Origin of the sequence: Streptomyces sp. NPDC057249, assembly GCF_042669245.1 — a bacterium.
GTDB lineage: Bacteria > Actinomycetota > Actinomycetes > Streptomycetales > Streptomycetaceae > Streptomyces.
The window spans coordinates 169997-191843 of the sequence record NZ_JBHUXS010000005.1; the positions used below are offsets into that span (position 1 = coordinate 169997).

Annotated in this window: 21 protein-coding genes; 12 read left to right on the top strand and 9 right to left on the bottom strand. The window is 73.8% G+C overall.

What is annotated here, in order from left to right; translation table 11 throughout:
• Window positions 1–224 precede the first annotated feature (224 nt).
• The gene (locus ACFUJY_RS11535) at window positions 225–575 is read left to right on the top strand and encodes an acyl carrier protein (protein ID WP_383297743.1); all 351 of its coding nucleotides are present in this window, start codon (window positions 225–227) and stop codon (window positions 573–575) included.
• Window positions 576–648: 73 nt separating this feature from the next.
• Here the strand turns inward: ACFUJY_RS11535 and ACFUJY_RS11540 are convergent, their stop codons facing one another.
• Entirely contained in the window at window positions 649–1752 is a 1104-nt protein-coding gene (locus tag ACFUJY_RS11540) for a citrate synthase 2 (protein ID WP_383297745.1), read from the bottom strand.
• Window positions 1753–1879: 127 nt separating this feature from the next.
• On the opposite strand from ACFUJY_RS11540, the gene pdxH reads away from it, so the two are divergent.
• Window positions 1880–2515, top strand: a complete 636-nt coding sequence (gene pdxH / locus ACFUJY_RS11545) for a pyridoxamine 5'-phosphate oxidase (protein ID WP_383298068.1) — start codon at window positions 1880–1882, stop codon at window positions 2513–2515.
• A 363-nt stretch (window positions 2516–2878) separates the two neighbouring features.
• The gene (locus tag ACFUJY_RS11550) at window positions 2879–4198 is read left to right on the top strand and encodes a PAS domain-containing protein (protein WP_383297747.1); all 1320 of its coding nucleotides are present in this window, start codon (window positions 2879–2881) and stop codon (window positions 4196–4198) included.
• Window positions 4199–4454: 256 nt separating this feature from the next.
• Here ACFUJY_RS11550 and ACFUJY_RS11555 read toward each other — a convergent pair whose 3' ends face one another.
• Window positions 4455–5210 carry an SIS domain-containing protein gene (locus tag ACFUJY_RS11555; protein ID WP_383297749.1) on the bottom strand — a complete coding sequence of 252 codons (756 nt, stop codon included), beginning with the start codon at window positions 5208–5210 and terminating at the stop codon, window positions 4455–4457.
• 184 nt (window positions 5211–5394) lie between these two features.
• Between ACFUJY_RS11555 and ACFUJY_RS11560 the strand changes: the two genes are divergently transcribed.
• Together ACFUJY_RS11560 and ACFUJY_RS11565 are read left to right on the top strand one after the other, a co-directional pair.
• Window positions 5395–6087 (top strand): metal-dependent transcriptional regulator, encoded by a 693-nt coding sequence (locus ACFUJY_RS11560; protein WP_383297750.1) that lies wholly within the window; start codon window positions 5395–5397, stop codon window positions 6085–6087.
• Window positions 6088–6601: 514 nt separating this feature from the next.
• A complete protein-coding gene (locus ACFUJY_RS11565) occupies window positions 6602–7495 on the top strand; it encodes an alpha/beta fold hydrolase (protein ID WP_383298070.1) in 894 nt (297 codons plus the stop codon).
• 8 nt (window positions 7496–7503) lie between these two features.
• Here the strand turns inward: ACFUJY_RS11565 and ACFUJY_RS11570 are convergent, their stop codons facing one another.
• The 3 genes from ACFUJY_RS11570 to ACFUJY_RS11580 all read right to left on the bottom strand — a co-directional run bounded on the left by ACFUJY_RS11570 (window position 7504) and on the right by ACFUJY_RS11580 (window position 10669).
• Complete coding sequence (locus tag ACFUJY_RS11570; RefSeq protein ID WP_383297751.1) at window positions 7504–9156, bottom strand: transporter; 1653 nt, start codon at window positions 9154–9156, stop codon at window positions 7504–7506.
• Window positions 9153–9962: an ABC transporter ATP-binding protein gene (locus ACFUJY_RS11575; protein ID WP_383297753.1), complete on the bottom strand. Its 810-nt coding sequence runs from the start codon at window positions 9960–9962 to the stop codon at window positions 9153–9155. The genes ACFUJY_RS11570 and ACFUJY_RS11575 overlap by 4 nt, the downstream gene beginning before the upstream one ends.
• Window positions 9963–10027: 65 nt before the next feature.
• Complete coding sequence (locus tag ACFUJY_RS11580; protein WP_383297755.1) at window positions 10028–10669, bottom strand: bifunctional DNA primase/polymerase; 642 nt, start codon at window positions 10667–10669, stop codon at window positions 10028–10030.
• Window positions 10670–10981: 312 nt separating this feature from the next.
• On the opposite strand from ACFUJY_RS11580, the gene ACFUJY_RS11585 reads away from it, so the two are divergent.
• Together ACFUJY_RS11585 and ACFUJY_RS11590 are read left to right on the top strand one after the other, a co-directional pair.
• Entirely contained in the window at window positions 10982–12364 is a 1383-nt protein-coding gene (locus ACFUJY_RS11585) for a transcriptional regulator (RefSeq protein WP_383297756.1), read from the top strand.
• A gap of 237 nt (window positions 12365–12601) precedes the next feature.
• Window positions 12602–14029: a hypothetical protein gene (locus tag ACFUJY_RS11590; RefSeq protein ID WP_383298072.1), complete on the top strand. Its 1428-nt coding sequence runs from the start codon at window positions 12602–12604 to the stop codon at window positions 14027–14029.
• 39 nt (window positions 14030–14068) lie between these two features.
• Here the strand turns inward: ACFUJY_RS11590 and ACFUJY_RS11595 are convergent, their stop codons facing one another.
• Window positions 14069–15349, bottom strand: a complete 1281-nt coding sequence (locus ACFUJY_RS11595) for an ABC transporter substrate-binding protein (protein WP_383297758.1) — start codon at window positions 15347–15349, stop codon at window positions 14069–14071.
• Window positions 15350–15523: 174 nt separating this feature from the next.
• On the opposite strand from ACFUJY_RS11595, the gene ACFUJY_RS11600 reads away from it, so the two are divergent.
• Window positions 15524–15970 carry a hypothetical protein gene (locus ACFUJY_RS11600; protein WP_383298074.1) on the top strand — a complete coding sequence of 149 codons (447 nt, stop codon included), beginning with the start codon at window positions 15524–15526 and terminating at the stop codon, window positions 15968–15970.
• A gap of 28 nt (window positions 15971–15998) precedes the next feature.
• Window positions 15999–16868: a formyltetrahydrofolate deformylase gene (gene purU / locus ACFUJY_RS11605; protein ID WP_383297760.1), complete on the top strand. Its 870-nt coding sequence runs from the start codon at window positions 15999–16001 to the stop codon at window positions 16866–16868.
• 18 nt (window positions 16869–16886) lie between these two features.
• On the opposite strand, the gene ACFUJY_RS11610 is transcribed toward purU, so the two are convergent.
• Both ACFUJY_RS11610 and ACFUJY_RS11615 read right to left on the bottom strand, forming a co-directional pair.
• Entirely contained in the window at window positions 16887–18152 is a 1266-nt protein-coding gene (locus tag ACFUJY_RS11610) for a zf-HC2 domain-containing protein (RefSeq protein WP_383297762.1), read from the bottom strand.
• Window positions 18149–18727, bottom strand: coding sequence for an RNA polymerase sigma factor (locus ACFUJY_RS11615; protein WP_383297764.1), 579 nt, complete (start codon window positions 18725–18727; stop codon window positions 18149–18151). Before ACFUJY_RS11615 ends, ACFUJY_RS11610 begins: the two co-directional genes overlap by 4 nt.
• 243 nt (window positions 18728–18970) lie before the next feature.
• On the opposite strand from ACFUJY_RS11615, the gene ACFUJY_RS11620 reads away from it, so the two are divergent.
• From ACFUJY_RS11620 to ACFUJY_RS11630, 3 genes are all read left to right on the top strand, one after another.
• On the top strand, window positions 18971–19345 hold the full coding sequence (locus ACFUJY_RS11620; RefSeq protein ID WP_383297765.1) for an STAS domain-containing protein: 375 nt from the start codon (window positions 18971–18973) through the stop codon (window positions 19343–19345).
• 93 nt (window positions 19346–19438) lie between these two features.
• Window positions 19439–19960, top strand: coding sequence for an EF-hand domain-containing protein (locus ACFUJY_RS11625; RefSeq protein WP_132902856.1), 522 nt, complete (start codon window positions 19439–19441; stop codon window positions 19958–19960).
• Window positions 19961–20361: 401 nt separating this feature from the next.
• The gene (locus ACFUJY_RS11630) at window positions 20362–20847 is read left to right on the top strand and encodes an ATP-binding protein (protein WP_383297767.1); all 486 of its coding nucleotides are present in this window, start codon (window positions 20362–20364) and stop codon (window positions 20845–20847) included.
• Here ACFUJY_RS11630 and ACFUJY_RS11635 read toward each other — a convergent pair.
• A complete protein-coding gene (locus ACFUJY_RS11635; RefSeq protein ID WP_383297769.1) occupies window positions 20844–21839 on the bottom strand; it encodes a GlxA family transcriptional regulator in 996 nt (331 codons plus the stop codon). The genes ACFUJY_RS11630 and ACFUJY_RS11635 overlap by 4 nt on opposite strands.
• Between the last annotated feature and the right edge of the window lie 8 nt (window positions 21840–21847).

Genomic DNA, 21847 nt, shown 5'->3' on the forward strand with positions numbered 1-21847 from the left:
TCCGGTCACGGTCGGACAGCATTGTGGCAGCGGTGGCCCAGCCCCTTCCAGGCATGGGGCCCGGCATGCGGCAGGCAACTGGGCCACGCTCCGGAAGGGGGAATTCCGCTCGGAGTTGCCGCGCCCTTGCCGGAGTTGTTGCCTGGAGTCCGGTGATCACCGGCCGGAACATGGCCAGGGCCTTTCGTCCGGATCAGGCCGGCACCCGAACGTGGAGAAGTCCCATGACTGACAGCAGCACCGTGATCGACTCCGGCTCGGTGGAGGACCTGGTGAGCAGGCTCGTGCTGCTCGTCGCCCCCCAGAAGAACGAGCACAGCCGGCCCGAGCAGCGCCTCATCTCCGACCTCGGCTACCACTCGCTGGCCCTGGCCGAACTCGCCTTCACCCTGGAGGACCTGTTCGGACTCGACCCGCTCCCGCCGGAGAAGGCGATGTCGCTGGAGAGCGTCGGCGACGTCACCGGGCTGATCGCCGCCGAACTCCAGGGCGGCGCCGGACACCTGCCGAACGGCGACGACATCCAGCTGATCTTCGCCCGCTACGGCGTCGAGTGGGCGCCCCAGGCCGCGTAAGGCGCTCCGCCACCCCCCAGAACGGCCGCATGCCGTGCTGTCCCCCGCACACGGCATGCGGTCCCGCCCGGCCTCAGGGCCTGTGCAGCTCCGCGTACCCCGGGACCTCGTGCGGGCTCCGCGCGCGCGGGCCCACGTAACGCGCCGACGGGCGCACCAGGCGGCCCGTGCGCTTCTGCTCCAGGATGTGCGCCGACCAGCCCGCCGTACGCGCGCAGGTGAACATCGACGTGAACATGGGCGCCGGCACCTCGGCGAAGTCCAGCATGATCGCCGCCCAGAACTCCACGTTCGTCGCGAGCACCCGGTCCGGGCGCCGCGCGTGCAGCTCCTCCAGGGCCGCCTTCTCCAGCGCCCGCGCCACCTCGTACCGGGGCGCCCCCAGTTCCTCGGCGGTGCGCCGCAGCACCCGGGCGCGCGGGTCCTCGGCCCGGTAGACGCGGTGGCCGAAGCCCATCAGCCGCTCGCCCTTGTCCAGCGTCTTCCTGACGTACGCCGTGGCGTCGCCGGTCCGCTCGATCTCCTCGATCATGCCGAGCACCCGGGACGGGGCGCCGCCGTGCAGCGGGCCGGACATGGCGCCCACCGCGCCGGACAGCGAGGCCGCCACGTCGGCCCCGGTCGAGGCGATGACCCGGGCGGTGAACGTCGAGGCGTTCATGCCGTGTTCGGCGGCGGACGTCCAGTACGCGTCGACGGCCTTCACGTGCCGGGGGTCCGGCTCGCCCCGCCAGCGGATCATGAACCGCTCCACGACGGACTCGGCCTTGTCGATCTCCCGCTGGGGGACCATCGGCACGCCCTGTCCGCGCGCCGACTGCGCCACGTACGACAACGCCATCACGGCGGCCCGCGCCAGGTTCTCGCGGGCGGTCTCCGCGTCGATGTCCAGCAGCGGTTTCAGCCCCCAGACCGGGGCCAGCATCGCCAGCGCGGCCTGCACGTCGACCCGGACGTCACCGGAGTGCACGGGGATCGGGAACGGCTCGGCGGGCGGCAGGCCGGGCTCGAACGCCCCGTCCACCAGCAGCCCCCACACATGGCCGAAGGAGACGTGGCCGACGAGATCCTCGATGTCGACGCCCCGGTACCGGAGCGAACCGCCTTCCTTGTCGGGTTCGGCGATTTCCGTCTCGAACGCGACGACTCCTTCGAGTCCGGGTACGAAGTCGGACATCTGGCGGCTCCCTCGGATCGACGGCTGGGCCGGGGGGATCTCCTGCCCGTCCGGCCGCCCGCTGCGGCAGGATGGCACCGTGCCCACCCCAGACTCCTCCTTCGATTCCACCACCGATCCGGCCGCGATGCGCGAGCAATACCGATCCGAGACCTTCACCGAGGACTCGCTCGCGCCCGACCCGATGGACCAGTTCGCGCTCTGGTTCCGACAGGTCGCCGCCGGCGGCATGCTCCACGAGCCGAACGCCATGGTGGTGTCCACGGCGACCCCCGAGGGCCGGCCCTCGTCCCGCACGGTGCTGCTGAAGATGTACGACGCGCGCGGCTTCGTCTTCTTCACCAACTACGGCTCGCGCAAGGGCCGCGAGCTGACGGCCAACCCGTACGTCTCGCTGCTCTTCCCCTGGCACCCGCTGGCCCGCCAGGTCATCGTCACCGGCACCGCGGTCCGCGTCGCCCGCGAGGAGACCGTCGCCTACTTCCGCACCCGTCCGCACGGCTCCCAGCTCGGCGCCTGGGCGAGCGACCAGTCGACGGTGATCGGCGGCCGCGAGGAGCTGGTCAGCCGCTACGAGGAGTTGTCGGCCCGTTACCCGGAGGGCGAGAAGGTCCCGGCGCCCCCGCACTGGGGCGGCTTCCGCGTCGTGCCCGGGACGATCGAGTTCTGGCAGGGCCACGAGAACCGGCTCCACGACCGGCTGCGCTACGTCCGCGAGGGCGGCGAGGACGGCACGTGGCGGGTCGAGCGGCTGTGCCCGTGAGGCCGTAGGGCCCGGGAACAGCGGAAACCCGCAGGCTCTGGTTCCCTCCTCGCGGAGGGAGCCGGCCGGATCTACCGGCGAGCCTGCGGGTCGGTGACTGCTTGGGTTTCGGCGGACAGCCCGCCGAGGTGCACGAAGTGCGACGACGGGCTGTCAGCCCGCAGCCACCTCACGAATCCGATAAGACTGCACTTTTCGGATCACCTCCTTTCGCGTGTACAGCCACCTTAGGAACCGGCTCCGGGCCGGGCAAGCGAATTAACGGCGGATCGATTTCCGGAAAAGTCCCTGTGTCCTGGGTCACGTTCGAGTTCAATGGTCTGACGTGCGGCTATGGCGGACACCTCTCGCAGGGGGACCGGGATGAGTGCTTCCACGAGCAGGGGGGCGGCCGGTGCGGAGCTGCTGGCGGCCCTCCTCGACGGCATGGACGCGGCGCTCTGCGCCTTCGACGCGAACGGCACCGTCACCCACTGGAACCGCGAGGCCGAGCGCGTCCTCGGCTGGTCCGCCGAGGAGGCCGTGGGACGTCCGGGCTTCGCCGGATGGGCCGTGCGCCGGGCCGACGCGGACGAGGTGCAGGGGCGGCTGATGGCCGTCATGGGCGCGCCGGGCCGCCAGGTCCACGAGTTCGCGCTGCTGCGCAAGGACGGCGGCCGGGTCCTCGTGCGCACCCAGTCCGCCGGGGTCCGGGGCGCGGACGGGAAACCGGCCGGGGTGTACTGCGCGTTCAGCGAGGTCCACGCCCAGATCGACCTGGAACGGGCCATCGCCCTGAGCGAGGCCCTGTTGGAGGACGCCTCCTGGGGCGTCGTCCTGGTCGACGTGGACCTGCGCCCCACCGTGGTCAACGCCCACGCGGCCCGCGCGCTGGGCGGCGGCCGTACGACCCCGCTCGGGCGGCCCCTCGGCGAGCTGATCGCCCAAGGGGTCGAGGAGCTGGAGGGCGCCCTTCAGCACGTGCTGGCCGAGGGGGCGCCGGGCCCGCCCGCCGAGCTGTGGGTGACCCTGCGCGGCGGTGAGGGCACCCGCCGTCGCTGCTGGCGCAGCGGCTTCCTGCGGCTGGCCTCCCCGCTCACCGAGGAGCCCGTGCCGCTGGGCGCCGGCTGGGTCTTCCAGGACGTCACGGAGGCCCGGCTCGCCGCCCAGGAGGCGGACCGGCTGCGGTTCCGCTCCAACCAGCTGCACCGCGCCGCGCGGTCCGCCGCGGAGTGCGAGGACCCGATGGAGGCCGCGCTGTCGTCGCTCGACTTCGCGCTGGCCGGGTTCGCCGACCACGCGCTGGTCGACCTGGTGGCGGGGGAGCGCCTGGTCCGGGCGGCGGCCACCCCGGCCGACGCGCCGGGCCCCTGCCTCCCGGTGGCCGGCGGCGGCGTCCCCCTGCCGTACGCGCCGGGCCACCCGGCCCGGCAGGCGGTGGACCGCACGGGCTCGGTGCGCACATCGGCGGGGGCGGGGCGTACGGACGGCGAGTGGGCCCGGCAGCGGCAGTGGCCCCCGGACGCGGTCCACGCCCTCTCCACGGTGCTCCGGAGCCGCGGTCGCACGCTGGGCGTGGTGACGTTCCTCCGCTCGTCCCACCGCACCGCGTTCGAACGCCCGGACGCGATGTACGCGGAGACGGTCGCGGCCCGGGTCGCGACCTCGGTGGACCTGCACCTCTCCAGCCCGCCCGGCGCGTGAGGACGGAACGGTCGCGCAATCCCAGCCCGTCCGGCGTTTGAGGACGGAACCGTTGCCGCCGGGAAACGGCGCCTCCCGGACCGGGACGCCCCTAGGGCCTGTCCGGCGGATCGTCGCGGGCCCGCGACGCCTGGCACGCACTCTCGCCGCACGCCCGAATCACCCAAGTACGTCCAGTACGAGGGTGATGCGGGCGCGCGCCGAGAGCACGCACCAGACGCCGCGGGCTGCTCCACGAAGATCCGCCGGACAGGCCCTAGTGCCGGTAGAAGATCCGGTCCGCGTACCGCGCCATCACGCGCCCGTTCCACTCGTGCCCGCCGTCCACGTTCCCGGACCGCAGCAACGGCGGCTCGATGCCCCGCTCCAGCAGCCGTTCCGCCGCCGCGGCCATCATGCTCTGCATGATCGCGCTGGTGACCACCGTGGACGCCGGCGCGAACGGCGCCTCGATGCCGTCCACCTCCAGCTCCGCGTCGCCGATCGCGATCTTGCTGTCCAGGACGATGTCGCAGTGGTCCCGCAGGAAGCCGCCCGAGCTGTGCCGGGACCGGGTCTCCTCCGCGTACGCGACCGAGGTGACGCCGATGACCTTCAGGCCCAGCGCGCGGGCGTTGAGCGCCATCTCGACGGGCAGGGCGTTGCGGCCGGAGAGCGAGATGATCACGAGCACGTCGCCGGACTTCGCGGGGCTGGAGTCGAGTACCGCGCCCGCGAGGCCGTCCACGCGTTCCAGGGCGGAGCCCAGGGTCGCGGGCATGACGTCCACGCCGAGGGCTCCGGGCACCGCCATGAGGTTCATCAGGGCGAGCCCGCCCGCCCGGTAGACGACGTCCTGCGCGGCGAGCGAGGAGTGCCCGGCACCGAAGGCGAAGAGCCGGCCGCCCGCCTCGACGGTGTCGGCGATCGCGGCACCGGCGGCCGCGATGTTCCCGGCCTCCTCGTCCCGCACCCTCCCCAGCAGGCCGATCGCGGCATCGAGGAACTGACCGGCCAGCTTGCTTTCGCTCATCGAGGAGGACCTTTCCGGCGGGGTGGGGTGTCCAGGGGGCGTCCGTAACGCCGATCACGTTGCGGTCTGGACCAGTGACCTGTCAATACCGCACGGCCCCCCTGGCGACGGCACGGCACGGTTACCGGCGCGATGCGTCAGAATTGGGGTCAGGGCCAGCGCACGATTGCATCGAGGGGCACGAATGTCCGGACTGATCGACACCACGGAGATGTATCTCCGCACCATCCTCGAACTCGAAGAGGAAGGCGTCGTCCCCATGCGCGCCCGGATCGCGGAACGGCTGGACCAGAGCGGTCCGACCGTCAGCCAGACCGTGGCGCGGATGGAGCGCGACGGCCTGGTCCAGGTCGCGGGCGACCGGCACCTGGAGCTGACGGAGGAGGGCCGCCGCCTCGCGACCCGCGTCATGCGCAAGCACCGGCTGGCCGAGTGCCTGCTGGTCGACGTGATCGGCCTGGAGTGGGAGCAGGTCCACGCCGAGGCGTGCCGCTGGGAGCACGTGATGAGCGAGGCGGTCGAGCGCCGGGTGCTGGAGCTGCTCCGCCACCCGACGGAGTCGCCGTACGGGAACCCGATCCCGGGCCTGGAGGAGCTGGGCGAGAACGCCGGGGCCGACCCGTTCCTCGACGAGGGCATGGTCAGCCTGTCCGACCTCGACCCGGGCAGCGACGGCAAGACGGTGGTGGTCCGCCGGATCGGGGAGCCGATCCAGACGGACGCCCAGCTGATGTACACGCTGCGGCGGGCGGGCGTGCAGCCCGGTTCCGTGGTGAGCGTGACGCAGTCGCCCGGCGGGGTGCTGGTCGGCAGCAGCGGCGAGGCGGCGGAGCTGGACTCCGAGATCGCCTCGCACGTCTTCGTCGCCAAGCGGTAGGAGCCGTTGCGGGGAGACCCCGCGTGAAGGCCGTTCGAGACCGTTCGAGACCGTTCCGGGGGACCGGGCACCGGCAGCCGCCGGTGTCCGGTTTCTGTTTTTTCCGTACGGAACCGCAGCGCTCCGGCGCGGTCCGTGCCACGCTGTGGCGGAGGGGTGGCTGAGCGTGTGGGCCGCCGCCCGTGCCGCCGGGGAGGGGAGCTGCGATGCACCCGTCGTACGCACACAAGCGGATGGCCCCGGCGCCGCAAGGCGCCGGGGCCTGTCCCTCCCTGTGTCCGACCTGGAGCCCCGAGCTCCCTAGGTCGGTCCCGCGAGCCCTCATCCCCGAGCGGCCCGCCTCCTGGAGAACATCTCCCCGCAGCTGCCGTCGCCAATCCTGGGAAGCAGTCACTCGAACGAGCGGTGTTGGCCGGCAGATCCCGGTTTTCGAATAGAGGTTCGATAGTCTGGCCGACACGACCACCCGGCGACCCGCCCGGTGACCCAGGGAGAGAAGGGGGTGCCAGAAGCTATGGCGCGGCGCATCGAAGTGACCGGATCGGACGGCGTACACCTCGCGGCCTGGGAGTTCGCCGACCCGCCCCGGGCGGGCGCGGACGGCGCCCCGGCCCCCGCCGTCTTACTGCTGCACGGCCTGATGGGCCGGGCCTCGCACTGGGCGTCCACCGCCGAGTGGCTCGCCGAGCGGCACCGGCCGGTCGGCCTCGACCAGCGCGGCCACGGCGACAGCGCGAAACCGGCCGACGGCCCCTACACCCGCGACGCCTACGTGGCGGACGCCGAGGCGGTGATCGAACAGCTGGGGCTCGCCCCCGTCACCCTCGTCGGCCACTCCATGGGAGCGCTCACCGCCTGGCAGCTCGCCGCCAAGCGCCCCGACCTGGTCCGCGCGCTCGTCGTCTGCGACATGCGGGCCTCCGCGCTCGGCGCGGCCTCGCAGCGCGAGTGGGAGGACTGGTTCGGGAGCTGGCCGCTCCCCTTCGCCTCGCCCGACGCCGTGCGGCGGTGGTTCGGCGAGGAGGACCCGTGGGTGGAGCGCCCCAACCCGTCCCGGGGCGCGTTCTACGCCGAGGTGATGGCCGAGCGGGACGGCGGCTGGTGGCCGGTCTTCTCCCGGCGCCAGATGCTGGAGTCCCGCGCCACCTGGGTGTTCGACGCACACTGGGAGGAGCTGGCCCAGGTCCGGTGCCCGACGCTGGTGCTGCGCGGCCTGGACGGCGAGCTCGGCCGGGCCGAGGCGCAGGAGATGGTCCGGGTCCTGCCGCGCGGGCGGTACGCCGAGGTGGCCGACGCCGGCCACCTCGTCCACTTCGACCAGCCGGAGGGCTGGCGCGCCGCGGTCGAACCCTTCCTGGAGCAGCTGTCCGAGGACGCCCGGGACGACCGCGAGCCCGTGTCCCCGTAACGCCGCTCTCAGCCCTTGCTGACCGCCGTCAGGATCTCCGGCAGCCGCAGGGCCAGGCGCGGGGCCGCCAGCCGCAGCCCGCCCCAGGCGATCAGCACCCCGTACGCCGCGCCGGCCGGCAGCAGCAGCCACAGCCGGTCGGTCCGGTCCGTGACGTGCAGGGTGATCGTCAGCGCGATCACCGGGGCGCTCAGCACGGCCGCCGCGACCATGCCGCCGAGGATGGAGATCCAGGCGATCCCGGCCTGCCCCGGCGCCACGTTCTTGAACGCTCCCTCTTGCGGCACCGAGTACGGGAAGCTCACGGAGGCCACCGCGCCGGTCGCCAGCATCGCGCCCAGCAGCGCGAACGACAGGCCGATCACCCCCGGCAGCAGGTCCCAGTCGCCGAGCAGCGCCGCCGTCACCACCGCCACGAGCACCGTGTACGGGAGCGTGATCAGCAGCAGCGCCAGGGCCCGGGCGCGCAGTTCGGCGTACGCGTCCCGCGACGAGGAGATCGTCTGGGCGACCATCCAGAACGCGGAGGTGTCCTGCCCGAACTGGTTGTACATCTGCATGCCGAGCATCCCGGAGGCGAAGCAGGCGAAGTACACCGTGCCCTGGCCCTGGAGGGCGTTGATCAGCGGCACGATCAGCCCGATCGCCAGCGCGGTCACCCAGGCGGCCTTCGTCTTCGGGTCCCGCGCCACGTACCGCAGGGCCCGCTGCATCACCGTGCCGGTGCGGCCCTCGGGGAGCAGCGCCCACAGGCCCGCGCCGATCCGGCCGGACCTCTCCCGGTCCGGCCCGGCGGCGGCGGTCGTGGAACCGTCCGGCGCGGTCATCAGCTTCGTCAGGCTGCGCTGCCACAGCCACAGCAGCACCAGCAGCGCGACCGCCGCGCTCAGCAGCTGGACGACGGCCCGCCCGTACGCCCCCTCGGCGGCGGAGCCCACGGACCCGACGGCCGAGGCGGGCGGCAGCCAGCGCACCACGTCCGCCGCCGGGTCGAGCGAGGAGAGCCCGCCGGCCTGCCCGAGGCGCTGGGCGCCGAAGTTGACGACCTGGATGCCCACCGCGATCAGCAGGCCGCTGAGGACCGCCAGGTCGCGGCCCTTGCGGGAGGTGAGCAGCCGGGTGTTGGCGGCGGCGACCGCCCGGGCCAGGGCCACGCAGACCAGCAGGGTCAGCGGCACGGCGAGCACCGCGAAGACCACCGCGCCCGCCCCCTCGGCCAGCGCGGCCACCGATCCGGCCGCCAGGCACAGCGTGAACAGCGGGCCGATCCCGATCAGCGAGGAGACCAGCAGCGCGACGATCAGCGGCCGGGGCCGCAGCGGCAGCATCACCAGCCGGGTCGGGTCCAGCGTCTCGTCGCCGGCCGAGAAGAACAGCGGCATCACCGCCCAGCCGAGCGCCAGTACGGCGGTGAGCAGCACCACCACCGAGTCCGCGTGGGCGTGGCCGCGCAGCAGGACCAGCCCGACCAGCTGCCCGGCGGCGATGAGCAGCGCCCCGGCGACCGAGGCGAGGTAGGCGGCCCGGCGCCCGGAGGACTGGCGCAGCCCGTTGCGGAGCAGGGCCAGCTTGAGCCGGGCGAACACGGGGATCAGCGCCGTCGCACCGGTCGCGGCCCCGGTCCGGGGGCCGGTGCCGGCGGGGGCGTCGAGCACGCTCATCGGTCGCCGCCCAGCCAGTCCAGGGTCGCGCCGGTGTCGCGGTCGCCGGCACCGACCAGCTCCAGGAACGCGTTCTGGAGCGAGGGCGCCTCGCCGCGCACCTCGGCCAGGGGGCCCTGGGCGCGGATGGTGCCGGCGGCCATGACGGCCACCCAGTCGCACAGCGACTCGACCAGTTCCATCACATGGCTGGAGAAGACGACGGTCGCCCCGGACCGGGTGTAGCGCTCCAGGACCGTGCGGATGGTCTGTGCCGAGACCGGGTCGACACCCTCGAACGGCTCGTCCAGGAAGAGCACTTCGGGATTGTGCAGCAGGGCGGCGGCGAGCCCGATCTTCTTGCGCATCCCGGTCGAGTAGTCGATGACCAGCTTGTGCTGGGAGCCCGCCAGGTCCAGCACGTCGAGCAGCTGGGTCGCCCGGCTGTCCACCTCCTGGCCGGGCAGTCCGCGCAACCGGCCGGTATAAGCGAGGAGTTCACGGCCGGACAGCCGCTCGAAGAGGCGCAGCCCCTCGGGCAGGACCCCGATCCGGGACTTCACCTCGACCGGGTCGCCCCAGACGTCGCGCCCGCCGATCTCGATCCGCCCCTGATCGGGCCGGAGCAGCCCGGTGACCATGGAGAGCGTGGTGGTCTTCCCCGCCCCGTTGGGCCCCACCAGGCCGATGAACTTGCCCGCCGGCAGGTCGAGATCGATGCCGGCGACCGCGGTCTGCTCGCCGAACCGTTTCCACAGCCCCTGGACCCGCACCGCGGGCGGTGCCTCGGTCCCTCCGGTGCCCTCGTGTTCCGCCCGGTCCGGCATGTGCACGCCTTTCGAAGTCCCCGTACGTACGTGTCGTACCCGGAGACCACCCTACGGAAGGCGGCCTAGCGCGCGTCGGCCGCCGCCCGCCCGCAGGCGTACGCGAGCGGGCCGATCAGCTCCTCCACCTCGGGCAGCCAGCGGTTGGCGGTGGTGGGGGTGCGCGCCCACTGCACCGCACCGGCCCCGCCGACCCGGGTCGGGGGCGCGACGACGTAACCGCCCTCGCCGACGCCGCGCAGGCCGATCGACGCGGCGTTCCACCCGGCCCTGCGGGCCAGGTCCTCCGCCTTCGCGGCGGCGCCGGGCAGCACGAAGAACTGCATGCGGCGGTCGGGGGTGCGGGTGACCGGGCCGAGCGGCAGGCTCATCCGCTCCATCCGGGCGAGCGCCAGGAAGCCCGCCGACTCCGGCACGTCGACGGCGTCGAACGCCCGCCCGGTCGGCAGCAGCACCGCGGCGCCCGGCCGCCTGCTCCACAGCCGGCGGGCCGCCGCTCCGCTGCCGGTGGCGCCCTCCGCCCAGTCGTCCCCGGCGGGGTGGGCGCCGGGCGCGGCACACGCCTCCTCGCCGCACGAGCACCGCCCGCCGCCGGACGGCTCCAGCCAGGTGCCCGGGCACACGTCCCAGTGCCTCTCCTCCGTGTACCGCACGGCGGCGTCGAGCAGCTGCTCCACGCGCTGCCGGGGGACCTGTGCGGCTTCCATGACTCCGATGGGCTCTTCCACGTCCGGCTCAACTACGGGCTTCACGAAGAGTTACGGCCGCCCGGTGCGTGGTTCCGCATACGGGGCGCACGGATGCACGGGCGGGGGCGCGTGGGAGAGGCGCGGGCCCTGGGCGGGTAGCTGGTTACGGGACGTCCGGCCGGTGCGGTTCGGCGCGGCATTTTAGTGACCGGCCGTGACGAATGAGGTAAGTCGCGCGGAAAGTGACCAACACGATGAATCAGCGCATTTCTCGGACATATGCCGGGCAGTGATCCCGCCACCTATCACTGCGGCCTCAGGGGGATACACATGGCAGCCAGGCCACTCGTCGCACGTCAGCCGAACGAACGGCTCCAGGCGCTCATCCAGGAAGCCGGATGCTCCAACGCGGGCCTCGCCCGCCGGGTCAACATGGTCGGGGCCGAACGCGGCCTCGACCTCCGCTACGACAAGACCTCCGTGGCCCGCTGGCTGCGCGGCCAGCAGCCGCGCGGCCGGGCGCCGGGCACCATCGCCGAGGCGCTGGGCCGCAAGCTCGGCCGTACGGTCACGATCGACGAGATCGGGATGGCCAACGGCAAGAACCTCGCCTCGGGCGTCGGCCTCCAGTTCGCGCCGACGGTGATCGGGGCGATCGAGCAGGTCTGCGAGCTGTGGCGCAGCGACGTCGGCCGCCGCGACTTCCTCACCGGGTCGGCGGTCGCCTCGTCCGCGCTCGTGGAGCCCAGCCGGGACTGGCTGATCACCGGCGCGGACCCGCAGGTCGCCCGGGCCGCCGGGTCCCGGGTCGGGATGCCGGATGTGGCGGCGGTGCGGGCGACGACGGCCGCCCTGGTCGACCTCGACCACCGCTTCGGCAGCGGCCATGTGCGCCCGGTCCTCGTGCACTACCTCAACAGCGTGGTCTCCGGGCTGCTTTCGGGGGCGTACCGCGAATCGACGGGCCGTCAGCTCTTCGCGGCGGTCGCCCGGCTCACCGAACTCGCCGGCTACATGGCCGTCGACACGGGCCAGCCGGGCCTGGCCCAGCGCTACTACATCCAGGCCCTGCGCCTCGCCCAGGCGGCCGGCGACCGCGCCTACGGCGGCTATGTGCTGGCCGCCTCGATGAGCCACCTCGCCGCCCAGCTCGGCAACCCGCGCGAGATCGCCCAGCTGGCGCGGGCCGCGCAGGAGGGCGCGCGCGGCCGGGTCACCCCGCGCGCGGAGGCGATGTTCTACGCGGCGGAGGCGCGCGGCCACGCGCTGCTCGGCGACGCCCGCACCTGCCTGGAGACCGCGGGCCGGGCCGAGGCCGCCCTGGAGCGGGCCGAGCCGGACAGCGGGGACGACCCGGACTGGATCGCCCACTTCGACCACGCCTACCTCGCGGACGAACTCGCGCACTGCCACCGGGACCTGGGGCAGGCGGACGCCGCCGCGCGCCGGGCGAAGGAGTCCCTGGACGGCCACCCGGAGTCCCGGGCCCGGCGCCGGGGCATCGGCCTCGCGCTGCTGGCCACGGCCCAGGTGCAGCTGCGCGAGGTCGAGCAGGCGTGCCACACGGGGACCCGGGCGATGGAACTGCTCGGCACGGTGCGCTCGACCCGGGGCGCGGAGTACCTGGAGGACCTCCAGCAGCGCCTCCTGCCGTACGGGGACGAGCCCGCGGTACGGGAGTTCGGGGCGCGCCTCGAACTCCAGGCGGCGTGAGCCGGGGCGGGTGAGCCCCGGACCGCGCCCCTTCATCTGCGTTGCGAGGGGCCGCGGTGTTACACCCCGGGTCACAGGTGGGCAGCGGTCGGCGGGCACTTGGCACACCGCGGCTGCCACCCGATAGCGTGAGTCGACGATTACCTAGTTGACACGCACGTAGGAGTCCCGGTGACACAGAGCGGACAGGGCGACGAGCAGCAGCCCCCTGCTGTACGACCCGCGCACGAGGGTGTCGTGCTGCCCTCGGACGGCGGCGAGCCCTGGACCCCGGGAAGAGCGGCGGACCAGGCCCCTCCGGCCGACGGCCGGCCGTGGGGACAGCCGTGGGGCCCGCAGGACGGCGGGCAGGACGCGTACGGGCAGCAGCCGTATCAGGCGGGCCCGCAGCAGCCGGGACCGTACGGACAGCAGCCCGGCGGGTACGGACAGGACGCTTACGGCGGCAACCAGGGCGGCCTGTACGGCGGGCACCAGGGCGCCGCGCCCCCGCCCGCCCAGCAGCCGCCCACCCAGCAGCCGCCCGCCCGGCCCCAGCCGTACGCGCAGCCGCTGCCGCCCGAGGCGGGGCCCGGGGCGGTTCCGGGCGGGGACGCCGACGCCACGCAGTTCATCGCGCCGGTCCCCGGCGGCCCGGCGCCCGGCGGACTGCCGCCGGAGAACCCCGCGGAGTCCACCCGGTTCCTGGGCGGCGCCGCGCAGGGCCCGCAGGGCGGCGGCGGGGACGCCGAGGCGACCCAGTACATCCCGCCGGTGCCCGGCGGCGCGCCGTACGGCATCCGGCCGGGGGCGCCCGGCGAGCGGCAGCCGCCCGCCGAGTTCGACAACCTCTTCCGCAGCGACGCACCCGACGGCGCGACGCAGCAGATGCCCCGGTTCGACCCGGCCCAGCAGCCCCCGTACCAGCAGCCGCCCCGGCAGCAGCCGTACCAGGCGGGCCCGCCGCCCCAGCAGGGCTTCCAGCAGCCGCCCCCGTACAGCGGCCCCCAGGACGGGCCGGGGCGGGACGAGGGCGACGGCGGGCGGCGCAAGAAGTCCGGCGCGGTGCCGCTGATCGCGGCCGTCGTCGTCGGCTGCGCGGTGATCGGCCTCGGCGCCGGCGCGCTGATGAGCGGCGGCGACGACGAGGACGGCAAGCAGCCGGTGGCGTCCGCGAGTTCACCGGCCGCCGGTGAACCGTCCGAGAAGAAGGAGCAGCCCGCCGCCGACCCGGCGAAGCCGCAGGCCGAGGCGTTGGACAAGCTCCTCGCGGACAGCAACAACAGCCGTGCCGCGGTGATCGGGGCGGTCGAGAAGACCAAGTCCTGCACCGACCTGGACACGGCCGTCTCCGACCTCAAGGGCGCCGCGAAGGCGCGCCGCGACCTGGTCACGCGGCTCCAGGCGCTGTCCGTCGACGAACTGCCGGACCACGACCGGCTGACGTCCGCGCTCACCACGGCGTGGCAGGCGTCCGCGTCCGCCGACGACCACTACGCCGCCTGGGCGGTGCAGGCCAAGAGCAAGAAGGTCTGCAAGCACGGGCACGCCAAGACGACCTCGCACACCAAGCAGGCCACCGTGAAGAGCGGCGAGGCCAGCAAGGCGAAGCGGGAGGCGTCCGGGCTGTGGAACAAGATCGCGGAGAAGTACGGCCTGACCGAGCGCCAGGCGACCGAGCTCTGACCGGGGCCCGCTGGACCGGCCCGGCGCGCCCGGGCCGGTTCAGCGGGTCGCGCTGGCCTCGGCCATGGTCTCCGTGACGTCCACGAAGTCCTTCCGCGCGGCGACGAGCCGCCCGTCGCGCACCACCTGGAACGTCACCTTGCTGTTGACGACGCGCGGGTACGACCGCGAGCCGATCATGTCCTCGTAGCGCCAGCGCAGCACCGGCGTGAGGCCCCCGGTGTCGGCGCGGGCGCCCTTGCCGAGCGCCCTGGTGAGCTTCGACGCGGTGATCCGGGACTCGTGCATCGACTCGATGACCGACTTCAGTACGGTGTACGCGATCCACGTGGTCTGCACGCCCGTGTCGTCCGGGTCGATCCGGTCGTCGCCGAAGGCGTGCTCGCGGATCACCTTCCGCATCGGGTCCCACCTGGCGTCGCCCGGGGGCGGGTACCAGCCGGTGACGTACGCCCCTTCGAACGGGCTGTTCCGGCCGCCGGTGCGGTCGATGAGCGGCTGCCCCACACTGCCGAGCACGGAGGCCACGCGCACCTCGGCGCCCTCCGGTTCCAGCCGCCGGAACGAGTCGAAGAAGGTCTCCGTGCGGTCGCCCAGCACGGACGTCACGCACCCGCCCGCGGCGCCCGCCCCGGAGAGTGCGCGTTCCGCCTCGGCGTCGTACGAGGTGGCGCCCTCGGCGGCCGGTATGTCGAGCGGCACCGGCCGTCCGGCGCCCTTGAGGCCGGTGCGCAGCAGCCACGCCTGGCTGTCCCCGGCCAGCGTGTCCGGGCGGACCAGCGAGACCCGGTCGCAGTCGCGCGCCAGCTGCTCGGCGGTGCCGGCGAGCAGGGCGGACTGGCCCCCGGTCACCGGGTAGGACGCATAGCTGCGGAACTCCTCCTCGGAGGCGCCGTACCCGCCGATGTACGGGATGCCGGCGACCTCCAGCGGGGCCATGAACGCCCGCCCGTGCCGGCTGTACGAGCCGACGACCGCGACCGCCTTCTCCTCGACGGCCTTGCGGGCGCAGTCCCCGGCCCCGGTCCAGGCGTCCTGTTCGTCACAGGTGAGGACGCGCAGCTCGTGTCCGTCGATCCCGCCCTGTTCGTTGATCCAGCGGCCGTACGCCTGCGCCATGGCGGTCATCCCCGCCATGTTCTCGGTGTCCGGCCCGGCCGCGCCGCTCGGCGCCCAGGTCACGACGGTGACGGGCTCCCTGGAGTCCCCCGAACCCCCAGGGAGCGCGCCGCAGCCGGACAGCAGCAAGGCCCCGGCCGTCACCGCACCGGTGAGCGATCCGAAGGAGCGGGAGGGAAGGGGGCGTCGCCGTCCGGTCATGGACCGAGACCTTTCCCCGCCCCGGGTAACGCCGTGGTGTGGTGCCGTCAACGGCCGGTGACGTCACCGTGAACGCCAGGGGCCGGTCGGGGGCGCCGAAAAGGGAACGTACGATCGACAACCGTGCAGCCAGGTTCCGAGAACTCTTCCCGTCGCGGCCGTCGCTCCTCCACCATGGGCGGCATGCCGCTCAACGACCTTCCGTGGTGGCGCTGGCGCAGCAACGTGCGCTCGGCGCTGCACATGCTCTCCGACCCCGTCTTCCACCGCGACTGCTGGCTGGCCGGCCGGGAGGGGTACGGCGACGTCACCGACGCCGTGTACCGCCTGGTCGAGGACACCTGGCTCGACAACTGGTCCGCCGAGAAGTACGTCGGCACGATCTTCCGGGACGCCACCGAGGCCGCCCTGGTGGACGCCGCCGTACTCCGGGTGCTGCGCATCCTGCACCAGGTCGGAGCGGACGCGCCCGTCTCCGTCTACCTGGAGCACCCGGGCTGGTCGGAGGCCGTCGCCGCCGCCCGTGAGGCGCATGTGCTGCTCTCCACCAACGACGGCGAGGACCCCGACGCCCCGCCGCGCTCCCTGGACGTCCTCCGCATTCTGACCAGGACGGCCTGACCGGGCCAGGTTGTGGCACGCTACGGGGATGACCGCGCCGCAGCCTGCCCCCGACCAGTACGTCCTCACGCTGTCCTGCCCCGACAAACAGGGCATCGTGCACGCCGTGTCGAGCTACCTCTTCATGACCGGCTGCAACATCGAGGACAGCCAGCAGTTCGGGGACCACGACACGGGCCTGTTCTTCATGCGCGTCCACTTCTCGGCGGGCACCCCGGTCACCGTCGACAAGCTGCGGGCCAGTTTCGCCGCGATCGGCGACTCCTTCGCCATGGACTGGCAGATCCACCGCGCCTCGGAGCGCATGCGGATCGTGCTCATGGTCAGCAAGTTCGGCCACTGCCTCAACGACCTGCTCTTCCGGTCCCGGATCGGCGCCCTGCCGGTCGAGATCGCCGCCGTCGTCTCCAACCACCCGGACTTCGCCGAGCTCGTCGCCTCGTACGACGTGCCCTTCCGGCACATCCCGGTGACCCGCGACAACAAGCCGCAGGCCGAGGCGGAGCTGCTGGACCTGGTCCGCGAGGAGAACGTGGAGCTGGTCGTCCTGGCCCGCTACATGCAGGTCCTCTCCGACGACCTGTGCAAGCGGCTCAGCGGCCGGATCATCAACATCCACCACTCCTTCCTGCCGAGCTTCAAGGGCGCCAAGCCGTACCACCAGGCGCACGCGCGCGGCGTGAAGCTCATCGGCGCCACCGCCCACTACGTCACCGCCGACCTGGACGAGGGCCCGATCATCGAGCAGGAGGTCGAGCGCGTCGGCCACGGCGTCACCCCCGACCAGCTGGTCGCCATCGGGCGGGACGTGGAGTGCCAGGCCCTGGCCCGCGCGGTGAAGTGGCACGCGGAACGCCGCATCCTGCTCAACGGCCGCCGCACGGTCGTCTTCGACTGAGCGCCGTACGGGGCGGAGCTACAGGCGGCTGAGCGAGGCGGCGGCGGACAGCACGTCGCCGATCGCCCCGCGGTCCCCGCACTGCCCGGCCGCCGCCTCCACGGGCGGCACGTGCCCCGCCACCAGCCGGCAGAACTCCACCCCGTCCAGCGCGACCTGCGCCACCGCGTGCTCGGCGCACCCGGGGGCGGTGGAGGAGTCCAGCGCGATGTACCAGTCGCCGCCGCCCGAGCCCTCGATCTCCAGGTGCAGCGAGCGCCCCGGGGGCCCGGCCGGTCCGGCGAGCCCCGCCCGGCGCCGTGCCGCGAGCGCCCTCGGCAGCATCCGGACCGCCAGGTCGATCATGCGGTGCAGATGCCCGGCGGACGGCGGCTCGTACGGGTAGTCCACCGCCTTCGCGATGTCCCGCGCGTGCACCCAGCACTCGAAGGCCCGGTCGAGCATCGCGTCCCGCAACGGCAGCGCGAAGTGCCCGTACGGCACGGACAGCTCCGACGCGTCGCGCCGCACGAACGACACGGTCCGGATCAGCGTGTGGCTCTGCTCGCGCCACGGCTCACGGACCGCGCGGGTCGGCGGGCGCCGGGCGGACGACCAGTACGCCTCGGTGCGCGCGGTCGGGGCGAGCGGTGCGCCCGGGAGCGGGTCGTCGAGCCCCAGGGCGGCGCCCACCAGGCCGTCCACGCTCATCAGGTGCCCGATCACCCCGGCGACGGTGGTCCGGCGGCTCGTCCGCCGCTCGTCCTCGAACCACTTCAGCCGCACCGGGGCGTGCCACTCGGCGGCGTCGATGTCCCGCAGCAGCGCGTCGAGCCGCGCCGTCTCGGCGTCGTACGGGGCGGCCCAGCCGGGCACCGGGACCTTCGCGGGCCGCCGGCTCAGACAGCCGTCCAGCACCCGGGCCCGCAGCAGCGGATCGAGATCCAGGCTCCGGTCCGTGTGCAGCAGCCCGACCGCGTCCCGCAACCGGAGCGCCTCACCGGCACAGGGCGGGCACACGGTGAGGTGCGCCTCGACGGCCTCGGTCTCCTCGGCGGAGCACGCGGCGAGCGCCCAGGCGCCCAGGAGGGCCTGCAGCACGCGGTGGGGGAGGACCGGGGCGGGCGCCGGGGGCTCGGGTGCCGCCTCCCGTTCCGGACGCGCGGGCGCCGGGGGCTCCTGCGGCGCCACGCGGTCCAGGTCGCCGAAGTCGTCCGCGGCGGCCCTGGGGCCCGGTATGCGCCGGGCGCCGCGCACCTCGTCGCGGCCCTCCTCGTCCCGGCCGCCGCCCGCGCCGCCGCTCACAGCGCCCTCCCGTATCCGGGCGGCGGGGCGCCCTCCGCCGGCCGGGTCCGCGCGGTGGACAGCAGCTGGAGCCCGAGGCGCAGCCGGCGCCGCGCCTCGTCCTCGGTGACGCCGAGGTCCGCCGCGGTCTGCCGGTAGTCGCGGCGCTGCACGTACGCCAGCTCCAGGGCGGCCCGCAGCGGTGCGGGCATGGAGGAGACGATGTAGTCGGCCCGGGCCGCCGCGGTGGCCCGGCGCACCCGCTCGTCCAGGGCGCCCGGATCGTCGGGCTCGCCGGGGTCCCCGTCGGGCGCCGCGGCGCGCAGCCGCCGCACGGACTCGCGGTGCGTGAGGAAGGCCAGCCAGGCCCGCATGGAGCCCTGCTTCGGGTCGTACATGTCCGGGTTCTCCCAGACGTAGCCGAAGACCTCGCGCGTGACCGCCCCGGCGGCGTCCTCGTCGTCCAGCATCCGGTTGGCCTGGCTGTGGACGAGGGCGGCGAACCGGTCGTACATCTCGCCGAGGGCGGCCGCCTCGCCGCGCGACAGCCGCTGCTGCATCCCGCGGTCCCAGCGGGGTGGTGCGTTTTCGGCCATCTGCCCCCCAGCCCTCCCGCCGTCGGACCTGTGCGTCCCCGTCCCACTCGTCCTGTCCGAATGTAGTCGGCCGCCCCGGGGGAGCACGCCCCTTTACGACAAGTACGTCCCAGGGGGAGAACACGCCGTCTTTGCGAGACGGGTGTTTCGCGAGGGGCGTACGGGGGCAGCCGCCAGAGGAGGAACGCAAACTTCCGGATCACCGGGCTGCCCCGGAATCCCCGGAACGAGAGGCCCAGTCGCGTGACCCTGAAAGTCTCGGAGACCGAGCGGGGCGGATGGACCGTGCTGCACATAGGCGGCGAACTGGACCTGCTGACTTCGGCCACCGTCCGCCAGTCCGTCCACGAGGTGGTGGCCGTGGGCCGCCACGACGTGGTGCTGGACCTGTCCGGTGTGCTGTTCTGCGATTCCAGCGGCGTCGGGGTGCTCATCGCCCTGCGCCGCCTGATGCGGTCCTGCGGCGGGCGCCTGCGCCTGATCCTGCCCGCCCGGGGCGCGGAGGAGGGCTCCCACGTCAACCGCGTGCTCGCCGCCCTCGGCGTGCGCCGCTTGTTCGAGGTCTACCCGGACTGGGACGCGGCCGTGGACGAGGAGGCCGAGCCGCTGACGGCCTGAACCCGTCGCCGCCGCACCGGTCCGTGCGGACCTGTCACAGGGCTGAGCCGGGTAAGTGACACGTGACGCCTGCGGGCGTCGTACGCTCCCCGCATGGACAGCGCAGAGTATGAGCGCAAGATCGCCTTCCGCTTCGCCGCCTTCGACCAGGACGGCAACGGATACATCGATCGCGCGGATTTCAACGCCGCCGCGGCCCGTCTGCTCACCGAGTTCGGTACGACGGCCCGCTGCGACAAGGGCCAGGCGCTCTACAACGGCGCCGAGGCGTTCTGGCAGGGCATGGCGGGCATCGCCGATGTGGACGGGGACCAGCGCGTCACCCGTGAGGAGTTCGTCGGCGGCGCGGTGAAGCGGCTGCGCGACAACCCGGAGCGGTTCGCGGAGATCGCCCGCCCGTTCCTGCGCGCGGCGCTCGCGGTGGCGGCGGGGCCGTCCGGCGACGGCAGAGCACCGGTGCCGGCCGTGGAGCGGGCCCTGAAGGTCCTCGGCGCGAGCCCGGACGCGGCGGCCTTCGCCGCGCAGAGCCTGGACACGGACCGGGACGGCGGCGTCGTCGAGGAGGACGCCGTGGCCGCGCTGGCGGCGTACGTGACGGTGATCGAGCCGGACTAGTGCCGCGTCAGCCAGGGGCCGCACGCCCGGGGGCGCCCGGCCCCTGGGCGTGACACAGCGCGACCGTCCGGCGCCGGTGCGGGCCCGGGTCCTTCGCGTGATTTCGTCACGGCGTGGAGTCGGCGCCCGCCTCGGGTACCCTCCGTGGGATGCGAGTGGTTCTGGAACCTGGCGGTCCGGACGCGGCCCGTGCGGCGCGTCGGCTCGGCGTGAGGTGCTGTTCGACTCCCCGCGATGTGCGTCGCACAGTATGCACCACGCGTACTCCTTCGCGCTGGAATATGCCCGAAGCGCTTGTTGCGGTGACTGTACGTCAACCATGCTGTCGTGCAAGGGAATCACGTTCCGTGATCCTGTGGAGGCGCGAGGCGATGTGTCCGCCGGTTCGGATGGTGTGAGCGGTGCAGGTGCTTCAGGTTCAGTTGGAGGTCGGGCCCGACCCCGCGGAGGTCGGACGGGCCCGCAGATGGGCGCGCTCACGGCTCGCCGGTTCCGGTGTGAGGGACGACGAGCCGCTGGCCGAGACCCTCATCCTGCTCATCTCCGAGCTGGTCACCAACGCGGTCGTGCACACCGGCTGCCCGGCCGTGCTGCGCATGCTCTTCGGCCCGGCGGGCGCCCCGGGCGGCGCCGGGACCGTGCGCGTCGAGGTGGCCGACGCCAGCTGCCGCCCGCCGCAGCAGCGCCACGCGCGGGGTGAGGACACCGGTGGCCGGGGCCTGGAGCTGGTCGACGGCCTCGCCGACCGCTGGGGCTGGCAGCCGGAGGGCGCGGGCAAGCGGATCTGGTGCGAGGTGGACCGCGGCGTCCCGCTGATCCAGGGCCGGCTCCAGCCCGGTGCCCACGGGGCCGTCCCGGGCGCCGAACCGAGCCCGGCCGCCTCCTAGACCCGGCCCCCCGCCGTCGTCGAGCGGAACGTGCGGCGGTAGACCGTCGGCGAGACGCCCAGCGCCGCCTGGAGGTGCTGCCGCAGCGAGGTGGAGGTGCCGAAGCCGGAGTCCCGGGCGACCTGGTCGATGGACAGGTCCGTGGACTCCAGGAGCCGGCGCGCCAGCTCCACGCGCTGCTGGGTGAGCCACTGCACGGGGCTGACGCCGACCTCCTCGCGGAACCGCCGGGTGAACGTCCGTACGCTCATCGACTCCTGCCGGGCCATGTCCCGCAGCAGGATCGGCCGCTCCAGCCGGGCCAGTGCCCAGGCCCGCGCGGTCGTCGTCGTGGCGAGCTGGGTGTCCGGCACGGGCCGCTGGATGTACTGCGCCTGGCCGCCGTCCCGGTGCGGCGGCACGACCGTGCGCCGGGCGACGTCGTTGGCGACCGCGGTCCCGTGGTCGCGCCGCACGATGTGCAGGCAGAGGTCGATCCCGGCCGCGACCCCGGCGGAGGTCAGCACGTCCCCGTCGTCGATGAACAGGACGTCCGGGTCGACCCGGACACCGGGGAAGAGCCGCTGGAAATGGTCGGCGGAGGCCCAGTGCGTGGTGGCGGGGCGCCCGTCGAGATACCCGGCGGCGGCCAGGACGTAGCTGCCGGTGCAGATGGACACCATCCGGGTGCCCGGCCGGATGTGCGCGAACGCGGCGGCCAGTTCGTCGGTGAGCCGGCCTTCGGTGTAGACGGGGCCCAGCTCGTAACTGGCCGGGATGACGACCGTGTCCGCCGTGGCGAGGGCCTCGGGGCCGTGCTCCACGACGATCGAGAAGTCCGCGTCGGTGAGGACGGGGCCGGGCGGCCGGGCCGAGCAGGTCACGACGTCGTACAGTTTCCGGCCCCGGTTCAGCGGCTCGGTACCGAGCGAGCGCCCGAAGATCCGCTGGGGGATGCCCAGTTCGAAGGGGAGCAGCCCGTCGAGGGCGAGAACGACGATCCGGTGCGGCACAGCGGACT

Bases quoted from the DNA above. Each gene is read 5' to 3' on its own strand.
- ACFUJY_RS11625 (WP_132902856.1), top strand. From the start codon at position 19,439: ATGGACAGCGCAGAGTATGAGCGCAAGATCGCCTTCCGCTTCGCCGCC.
- ACFUJY_RS11595 (WP_383297758.1), bottom strand. From the start codon at position 15,349: ATGACCGGACGGCGACGCCCCCTTCCCTCCCGCTCCTTCGGATCGCTC.
- ACFUJY_RS11560 (WP_383297750.1), top strand. From the start codon at position 5,395: ATGTCCGGACTGATCGACACCACGGAGATGTATCTCCGCACCATCCTC.
- ACFUJY_RS11580 (WP_383297755.1), bottom strand. From the start codon at position 10,669: ATGGAAGCCGCACAGGTCCCCCGGCAGCGCGTGGAGCAGCTGCTCGAC.
- ACFUJY_RS11600 (WP_383298074.1), top strand. From the start codon at position 15,524: ATGGGCGGCATGCCGCTCAACGACCTTCCGTGGTGGCGCTGGCGCAGC.
- ACFUJY_RS11540 (WP_383297745.1), bottom strand. From the start codon at position 1,752: ATGTCCGACTTCGTACCCGGACTCGAAGGAGTCGTCGCGTTCGAGACG.
- ACFUJY_RS11615 (WP_383297764.1), bottom strand. From the start codon at position 18,727: ATGGCCGAAAACGCACCACCCCGCTGGGACCGCGGGATGCAGCAGCGG.
- purU (WP_383297760.1), top strand. From the start codon at position 15,999: ATGACCGCGCCGCAGCCTGCCCCCGACCAGTACGTCCTCACGCTGTCC.
- ACFUJY_RS11575 (WP_383297753.1), bottom strand. From the start codon at position 9,962: ATGCCGGACCGGGCGGAACACGAGGGCACCGGAGGGACCGAGGCACCG.
- ACFUJY_RS11565 (WP_383298070.1), top strand. From the start codon at position 6,602: ATGGCGCGGCGCATCGAAGTGACCGGATCGGACGGCGTACACCTCGCG.
- pdxH (WP_383298068.1), top strand. From the start codon at position 1,880: ATGCGCGAGCAATACCGATCCGAGACCTTCACCGAGGACTCGCTCGCG.
- ACFUJY_RS11550 (WP_383297747.1), top strand. From the start codon at position 2,879: ATGAGTGCTTCCACGAGCAGGGGGGCGGCCGGTGCGGAGCTGCTGGCG.
- ACFUJY_RS11585 (WP_383297756.1), top strand. From the start codon at position 10,982: ATGGCAGCCAGGCCACTCGTCGCACGTCAGCCGAACGAACGGCTCCAG.
- ACFUJY_RS11535 (WP_383297743.1), top strand. From the start codon at position 225: ATGACTGACAGCAGCACCGTGATCGACTCCGGCTCGGTGGAGGACCTG.
- ACFUJY_RS11570 (WP_383297751.1), bottom strand. From the start codon at position 9,156: ATGAGCGTGCTCGACGCCCCCGCCGGCACCGGCCCCCGGACCGGGGCC.
- ACFUJY_RS11555 (WP_383297749.1), bottom strand. From the start codon at position 5,210: ATGAGCGAAAGCAAGCTGGCCGGTCAGTTCCTCGATGCCGCGATCGGC.